The 6,618-nt window shown below is 64.5% G+C and carries 10 protein-coding genes; 3 read left to right on the forward strand and 7 right to left on the reverse strand.

What is annotated here, in order from left to right; genetic code table 11:
- Positions 1-216 precede the first annotated feature (216 nt).
- The 3 genes from E4O92_RS13315 to purU are packed head-to-tail and all read right to left on the reverse strand — an operon-like array spanning position 217 to position 2,118.
- Positions 217-669 (reverse strand): copper chaperone PCu(A)C, encoded by a 453-nt coding sequence (locus E4O92_RS13315; RefSeq protein ID WP_206076864.1) that lies wholly within the window; start codon positions 667-669, stop codon positions 217-219.
- Between the two features lie 18 nt (positions 670-687).
- Positions 688-1,230: a YaeQ family protein gene (locus E4O92_RS13320; RefSeq protein ID WP_135190231.1), complete on the reverse strand. Its 543-nt coding sequence runs from the start codon at positions 1,228-1,230 to the stop codon at positions 688-690.
- Positions 1,231-1,248: 18 nt separating this feature from the next.
- Complete coding sequence (gene purU / locus E4O92_RS13325; RefSeq protein ID WP_135190230.1) at positions 1,249-2,118, reverse strand: formyltetrahydrofolate deformylase; 870 nt, start codon at positions 2,116-2,118, stop codon at positions 1,249-1,251.
- Between the two features lie 242 nt (positions 2,119-2,360).
- Here purU and E4O92_RS13330 point away from each other — a divergent pair, with 242 nt between their 5' ends.
- The 3 genes from E4O92_RS13330 (at position 2,361) to E4O92_RS13340 (ending at position 3,806) form a co-directional block, all read left to right on the forward strand.
- Positions 2,361-2,795 (forward strand): phasin family protein, encoded by a 435-nt coding sequence (locus tag E4O92_RS13330; RefSeq protein WP_167759781.1) that lies wholly within the window; start codon positions 2,361-2,363, stop codon positions 2,793-2,795.
- A gap of 12 nt (positions 2,796-2,807) precedes the next feature.
- On the forward strand, positions 2,808-3,353 hold the full coding sequence (locus E4O92_RS13335) for a hemerythrin domain-containing protein (RefSeq protein WP_229483335.1): 546 nt from the start codon (positions 2,808-2,810) through the stop codon (positions 3,351-3,353).
- Between the two features lie 102 nt (positions 3,354-3,455).
- The gene (locus tag E4O92_RS13340; RefSeq protein WP_135190228.1) at positions 3,456-3,806 is read left to right on the forward strand and encodes a KGG domain-containing protein; all 351 of its coding nucleotides are present in this window, start codon (positions 3,456-3,458) and stop codon (positions 3,804-3,806) included.
- Positions 3,807-3,941: 135 nt separating this feature from the next.
- Here E4O92_RS13340 and E4O92_RS13345 read toward each other — a convergent pair whose 3' ends face one another.
- The 4 genes from E4O92_RS13345 to E4O92_RS13360 form a co-directional block, all read right to left on the reverse strand.
- Entirely contained in the window at positions 3,942-4,169 is a 228-nt protein-coding gene (locus E4O92_RS13345; RefSeq protein ID WP_135190227.1) for a hypothetical protein, read from the reverse strand.
- A gap of 151 nt (positions 4,170-4,320) precedes the next feature.
- A complete protein-coding gene (locus tag E4O92_RS13350) occupies positions 4,321-4,893 on the reverse strand; it encodes an LOG family protein (RefSeq protein ID WP_135190226.1) in 573 nt (190 codons plus the stop codon).
- A 20-nt stretch (positions 4,894-4,913) separates the two neighbouring features.
- Complete coding sequence (locus E4O92_RS13355) at positions 4,914-5,609, reverse strand: TetR/AcrR family transcriptional regulator (protein ID WP_135190225.1); 696 nt, start codon at positions 5,607-5,609, stop codon at positions 4,914-4,916.
- Positions 5,610-5,712: 103 nt separating this feature from the next.
- Entirely contained in the window at positions 5,713-6,456 is a 744-nt protein-coding gene (locus tag E4O92_RS13360; RefSeq protein WP_135190224.1) for a response regulator transcription factor, read from the reverse strand.
- Positions 6,457-6,618 lie beyond the last annotated feature (162 nt).

Genomic DNA, 6,618 nt, shown 5'->3' on the forward strand with positions numbered 1-6,618 from the left:
AAAACGCAGGCGCCAGCGTACACCGTAGGGTGTGCAGCTTTGCTGCGCACGCGGTCACCGCGTGCTGACCTGCGGTTGCAGCTTCGTTACGCGGCGCTCGCGAACCGTGTGCGCATGCGCTCGGCGATCACGTCTCGGGAGCCTGTCGGCTGAACCGTTGGCGGTGCTCGCAATCCGCGTGCGCAGCAAAGCTGCACACCCTACGGTTCAGTACTACTAGCGCCCCCCCGGCGCAACGTATCCCAGCGGCTTGACCGGCGCCTCGACTTGCACCTCCTGCCGCTTGTGCTGGCGGTCTTCCACCACCAGCGTGAGCGGTACCGTCTCGCCTTCCTTGAGCTGCTGCTTCAGGTCGAACAGCATCACGTGGTAGCCGCCCGGTCCCAGGGTCACGGTCTGCCCGGCAGGCAGGTCGATCGCGTCCACGGCGCGCATCTTCATCGACTGCCCCTGCATCTCCATCTTGTGCAGCTCGGCGTTGCCCGCCACCGGCGAGCGCACGCCCACCACGCGCGCGTCGGTAGGCGAGCGCAACTGCATGAAGGCACCCGAGACCTTTTGGGCCGGCACCGTCGCGCGCACCCAGGGGTCGGTCACCACAACCTGGGCCAGTGCGGCGCTTGAAAACAGCGCGGCCGCAGCCAGCGCAACAATCTTCGTCGGTTTCATGTTTTTGATTATAGCCTCCTACTTGCCGCCCTTGAGGATTTCGCGTTCGATTAATACCGTTTCCGTGCCGTCGGTCAGCCATACCTGGCCGTCCTGGATTGTGCATTGTAGCTGCATTGTGCGCTTGGCCATCTTCTCCAGCTGCTGGCTTGCTTCGGACGGGATGTTCACGATGGTCAGGTTTTTCGCGCGATCGACCTTGCCGGCGAGCTGCTTGAACCAGATGTGGCTGGTGGCGCTGTAGCTGTACACGAACACATGTTCGGAGCGCCCGCAGGCTTTCATGAGGCGCTTGTCGTCCGGCTGGCCGACCTCGATCCAGGTTTGGATCGCGCCGGTCAGGTCCTTCTGCCACAGGGCCGGCTCGTCGACGTCGAACAGGTCCTTGGTGTAGGTCAGCGCCGGGTCGGCGTGCAATGCGAACGCGAGCACGCGGATCATCACGCGCTCGTCGGTTTCCGACGGATGGCGCGCGATCGTCAGCGCGTGTTCCTGGTAGTAGTTGCGGTCCATGTCCGCGATCTGCAGGTCTGCCTTGTAGATGGTTGCCTTGAGGGCCATTGATGCTGCTTTCCTTGGTTACTTGAAGACGACGGTCTTGTCGCCGTTTTGCAGGATGCGGTGCTCGACGAACCACTTGACCGCGCGCGCCAGCACCACGCACTCGACGTCGCGCCCGATGGCGGTCAGTTCCTCGACCTCCATCGCGTGGTCGACCCGTTCGACGTCCTGTTCGATGATCGGCCCTTCGTCCAGGTCGCCGGTCACGAAGTGCGCGGTGGCGCCGATCAGCTTGACGCCGCGCCGGTGCGCCTGTGCGTAGGGACGCGCACCCTTGAAGCTGGGCAGGAACGAGTGGTGGATGTTGATCGCCCTGCCCTTGAGCGCTTCGCACAGCTGTGGCGACAGGATTTGCATGTAGCGCGCCAGCACCACCAGGTCGACCTGGTGGGTGTCGAGCAGCTCCAGCAAGCGCGCCTCCTGGGCCAGCTTGGCTTCTTCGCTTGCGCCGCTGGCCAGCGGCAGGTGGTGGAACGGAATGTTGTAGCTTGCCGCGAGCTGGTAGAAATCCATGTGGTTCGACACGATCGCCGGTATCTCGACCGGCAGCAGGCCACTCTTGTACCGAAACAGCAGGTCGTTCAGGCAGTGGCCGATCTTCGAGACCATGATCAGCACGCGCGGCTTTTTATGCGCGTCGTGCAGCTGGCCCTGCATCCCCGCCTCGCGGCACAGTGCGGCAAAACCGGCGCGCAACACAGCGTCGCCGATCGCCTCGTGTTCGAGCGCGAAATGCACCCGCATGAAGAACATGCCGGTTTCGCTGTCGCCGAACTGCGCCGAATCGATGATGTTGCAGCCGTGTTCGGCCAAAAAGCCGGACACGCGATGGACGATACCGCGCCGGTCCAGGCACGACAGGGTCAGGATGTACTCCGGATACGTCATGGATCACTCAGGTGGTTGGTCGGGCTAGCCGGCTATTGTCGCACGGGATGGCGAAATCATCCATTCATACCAACGGGTCACCGGCTGGCCCGCCCGCCAGGCGGCGCCCCTGCCACTTGACTGAACCTGCGTACCCCGCAAATTCGGCGAACTTGGGGCATCAAACAACGTCCTATCGCAAGCTCTTTCGCGAGCGCAGGCCGCAGAAAGGGGTGTCCAATGAATTTTACCTAGAGGAAAACATGCAAGCCTACCCGAACAACCCTGCCCTGAGGGGGCACCTCGAATCACAGGTCAATTTCCTGTCCGAGCTGACGCAAAAAACTTACGACTCGATGCGCAAGTTGAGCGAACTGAACATGCACCTGGCCCAGCAGATGATCGAAGACTCGATGAACATGGGGCGCTCGATGATGCAGTGCTCCGACCCGTTCCAGATGACCTCGACGGCGATGAACGGGCTGCAGCCGGCGACCGAACACCTGCGCACCTACCAGCAGCAGCTCATGGGCGTGCTGGCGGGCGCGCAGGTGGACTTGACCAGGAGTGCCGAGACCAGCATTTCGGAAGCGAGCCGCAGCGCCAGCGCCATGGCCGACCAGATGGTGCGCAGCGCCTCCGCCTCGGCCACCGCGGCCGAAAACGCCGCCGGCAGCGCCGCGCGCAACGCCGGTTGACAGGGGGCGCCGATGGTCAGACCCGAACGGCGCCGTAGCGCCATGGACGCGCTCGAGCTGCTGCGGACCGAACACGAGAAGGTGCGCGCCCTGTTGCGCCAATTCGAGGAACTGCGCGCCATCGAGGACGAGGACGAACGCAAGGCTGAGCTGGTGGATGAAATCTGTTACGAGCTGACGCTGCACACGATGCTGGAAGAAGAAATCTTTTATCCGGCGCTGCGCGCGGCGCAATTGGATGCCGACATGATGGACGAGGCCGACGTCGAGCATGCGGGCGCGCGCGAGCTGATCAGCCAGCTCGAAGTGATGTACCCGGGCGACGATCACTTCGACGCCACCGTGGTTGTGCTGGGCGAGGAAATCGCCCACCACATCGACAAGGAGGAAGGCGAGATGTTCGCGGCGGCACGTGCCGCGGGCATCGACCTGGCGGCCCTCGCGTTGCTGCTCACGGCGCGCCGCGAGCAGCTGGAGGAAGACCTGTCCTCGCCCGCCTCGATCGAGACGTTCGAACCGCACGGCGGCTCGCGGCGCTCGCCGCGCCCGCCCAACTAGGCGGCGGAACTATTGAAATGGCGGCCTCTCTAACCCACGAGCGCATTAGTGCTGCGCTCGCAGCGTCCAACTTTGACACCATGGGCACACAAGGAGATCGATATGGCGACAGGTAAGGAAAGCGGCAAAGGCGCGGCCGGCGCGGCCGGTCCGGGCGGCCCCGCACAAAAGACTCCGGCCAAGCGCGGCTTCGCTGCGATGGACCAGAACCAGCAGCGCGAGATCGCCAGCAAGGGCGGCCAGGCTGCACACCAAAAAGGAACGGCACACGAATTCGATTCGGAAGAAGCACGCCGTGCGGGACAAAAAGGCGGCGAGGCAGTCAGCCGCAACCGTGCACACATGGCCGACATCGGCCGCAAAGGCGGCGAGAGCCGGCAGTCGGCTCACCGGGCCGCAGCAGCGGCTGCAGCGGCGGCCAAGGGCAGCCGCCAGGGCGGCAAGGAAGAATAAGGCCGTGCTGGCGCCATCATCCGGCATTTTCCCCTGTCACCCAATAAGCAAAACCTTCTACCAGTTCAGCGCGGGCCGGGCGCATGCTCAGGCCCGTTTTTTTGCGCCCAGACTGAAGTAGCCGGCGGGGTGCGCTCAGTCCAACTGGCCATCATGAAAGAAGACGAAATACACCGGCTCCTCCTTGTCGCTCACGATCAGCGCCGTGCAGCCATGTTCGTCGGTGACGCCATCGAACCTGCGGCCATCGTTCAAGTGGGCTACATACCGCACGTTCGGCAGCGGCTCATCCGTCTGCCGATCACGCACGACCAGACGCTCATCGGTGCGCACCGGCGGCAGGGGGATGGTCGATACATCCATGACAGGTCCGTCTTTCCATTCGTCTGGTCCTCATCTGCACCCAGCGAGGGCGTACTGACCTGTTATCTTGGCACAAGAGAATGTGGATGAGGTTGAGAAATAGCAGACACGGTTGCGCTAACAATGTCGCTTTGGCGCGACAACGTCGGGATCAGGGCCTCAAGCCGGCATCGAGCACCGGCACCGCGGCATCGACCAGGCGCCGTACCAGCACGTCGGGATCGCGCTCCACATGCAGCATGGCCGCGTGCTGCGGCCGCACGAAACCTTCCTCTTGCAGGTGGCCCACGAAGGACACCAGGCCCTCGTAAAAGCCGTTCACGTTGAACAGGCCAATCGGCTTGGCATGGATGCCCAGCTGCGACCAGGTCACCATCTCGAACAGCTCCTCGAGCGTGCCCATCCCGCCCGGCATAGCGATGAAGCCTTCGGCCAGGTCCGACATCATCGCCTTACGCTCGTGCATATCCTTGACCACGAACATCCGGGTCAGGCCTTCGTGCCCGACCTCGCGTTCGAGCAGCGCGCGCGGAATCACGCCGGTGGCCTCGCCGCCCAGGCGCAGGACTTCGTCCGCGATCACGCCCATCAGGCCGACCTTGCCGCCGCCGTAGACCAGACCGATGTTATGTTCGACCAGGGCACGCGCCAGCAGGCGCGCGCCTTCTGCGTACAGGGGTTTGGCGCCCAGCGAGGCGCCGCAATAGACTGCGATCGATTTCATGAAATCCTTGGAAAATGACGTTACAGGAACTCGAGGGCGCCGCGCCCTTCGTCGGAGAGCTTTTTCAGGAACTCGCCGGACAGCTTCTCGAACAGCACGCGGGTGTCGCCGCGCAGGTAGGGACCGAGCATCGACAGCACCTGGTAGCAGCCGCGCGCCAGCGCATCGGCGATCGCCTGCTGCTCGCTGTAGCGGCGCGGATTGCGCACGTATTCATACGACAGCCAATAGGTCGCGACCACCACCATGTTGGTGGCCATCGCGCCGATCTGCTGGTCGGTGGCCTCGAGCGACTGCTCGCTGCGCAGGTCCTCGCACAGCTGGCGCGCGACCTTGATCTTGTGGGCGAGGATGGCCTTGAAGTGCAGTTCGAGCTTGCGGTTACGCGACAGCAGGTCGTTCAGGTCGCGGTAGAAAAAGCGGTAGCGCCAGATCAGCTCGAACATCAGGTGCAGGTACAGCCACACGTCTTCCATGTTCGAGCGGCGCCCGGCCGGCACGGTCAGCATGCGTTCGATCTCCGCCTCGAACTGGGCGAACAGCGAATTGACGATGTCGTCCTTGTTGCGGAAGTGGTAGTACAGGTTCCCGGGCGAGATGTTCATCTCTTCCGCGATGACGGTCGTCGTGATGTTCGGCTCGCCGAATTCGTTGAACAGCCGGAGCGACAGTTCAAGGATGCGTTCACGGGTTCGGCGGGGAGCTTTTTGTAGCATGGATGACGGCGGTTATCTGGTCATCCTCAAGCATAACACCAACACTCCTTTGGCGACACCGGCAGGGGCGGCCCGCCAACGCGGCTGGCAGCGTATCGCGCCGCTAAACAGCCGGTCCGGAACCTGAGCGCAGGCGCTGTTGCCGGAACGCCGAGTGCAGCGCAGCGCGCAGCGCGGCGGCGTTCCATGGCTTGGCCAGGTACTGGTCGGCCGCGCCGCTCGCCAATGCCGCCCCGATCGCCCCCTCCTCCTTCTGAGCGGACAGGATGATGCGCCAAATGTGCGGATACTGGCGTCGCACATGCGCGGCCAGCTCGTCCCCGCTCATGCCCGGCATGCACTGGTCGGACAGCATGACCTGCACGTCGTTGCCGGCCAGCCGGGCCAGCGCCTCGTCGCCCGATTGCGCGAGCAGGATACGCCAACCGGTCGACGCCAGCATGTCGGCCAGCAGGTCGAGCATGAAGCGGTCGTCATCGACCACCAGCAGCGTTGGCGCCGGCGGCAGGAACGCCTCGATCTCGGCCACAAAGCTGTCAGGCTCGATCGGCTTGGCGATATAACCGTCAAAGCCTGCGGCCAGCAATGCGGTGGACGCGCTGCCGGGGCCGGGAGCTGCCAGCAGCGGCACGCCGGACAGCGCCGCGCTCGCACGCAGCGGCACGGCCAGGCCAGCGACGGGGACGGGATCGCACACGACCAGGTCCGGCGCCTGCTCGCGCGCCGCCTGCAGCGCGCCGGTCAGGTCGCGTGCGCGGCACACCGCGTGGCCGGCATTGCGCAGCAGCGCCTCCATCTGCGCGGCTTGGTCAGTATCGTCGTCGATGATGAGAATGCGTGCGGCCACTGCGCCCCCCGGGAATCGGCAAACCGCGACTGTATCACGGCCCGGGCTCGGGCTCGCCGGTGCGGGCGAGCGCGCCGATCTCGCCCATCACCTCGGCCAGCACGCCCGGATGGCTGCCGAGCGCCACGTGGCCGACGCCGCCGAATTCGACATTGCGCGCGC

This window comes from Massilia horti (assembly GCF_004614195.1).
Lineage (GTDB): Bacteria > Pseudomonadota > Gammaproteobacteria > Burkholderiales > Burkholderiaceae_D > Telluria > Telluria horti.

Excerpts from the sequence above, each read along its gene's own strand:
- E4O92_RS13315 (WP_206076864.1), bottom strand. The coding sequence starts at position 669 with ATGAAACCGACGAAGATTGTTGCGCTGGCTGCGGCCGCGCTGTTTTCA.
- E4O92_RS13320 (WP_135190231.1), bottom strand. The coding sequence starts at position 1,230 with ATGGCCCTCAAGGCAACCATCTACAAGGCAGACCTGCAGATCGCGGAC.
- purU (WP_135190230.1), bottom strand. The coding sequence starts at position 2,118 with ATGACGTATCCGGAGTACATCCTGACCCTGTCGTGCCTGGACCGGCGC.
- E4O92_RS13330 (WP_167759781.1), top strand. The coding sequence starts at position 2,361 with ATGCAAGCCTACCCGAACAACCCTGCCCTGAGGGGGCACCTCGAATCA.
- E4O92_RS13335 (WP_229483335.1), top strand. The coding sequence starts at position 2,808 with ATGGTCAGACCCGAACGGCGCCGTAGCGCCATGGACGCGCTCGAGCTG.
- E4O92_RS13340 (WP_135190228.1), top strand. The coding sequence starts at position 3,456 with ATGGCGACAGGTAAGGAAAGCGGCAAAGGCGCGGCCGGCGCGGCCGGT.
- E4O92_RS13345 (WP_135190227.1), bottom strand. The coding sequence starts at position 4,169 with ATGGATGTATCGACCATCCCCCTGCCGCCGGTGCGCACCGATGAGCGT.
- E4O92_RS13350 (WP_135190226.1), bottom strand. The coding sequence starts at position 4,893 with ATGAAATCGATCGCAGTCTATTGCGGCGCCTCGCTGGGCGCCAAACCC.
- E4O92_RS13355 (WP_135190225.1), bottom strand. The coding sequence starts at position 5,609 with ATGCTACAAAAAGCTCCCCGCCGAACCCGTGAACGCATCCTTGAACTG.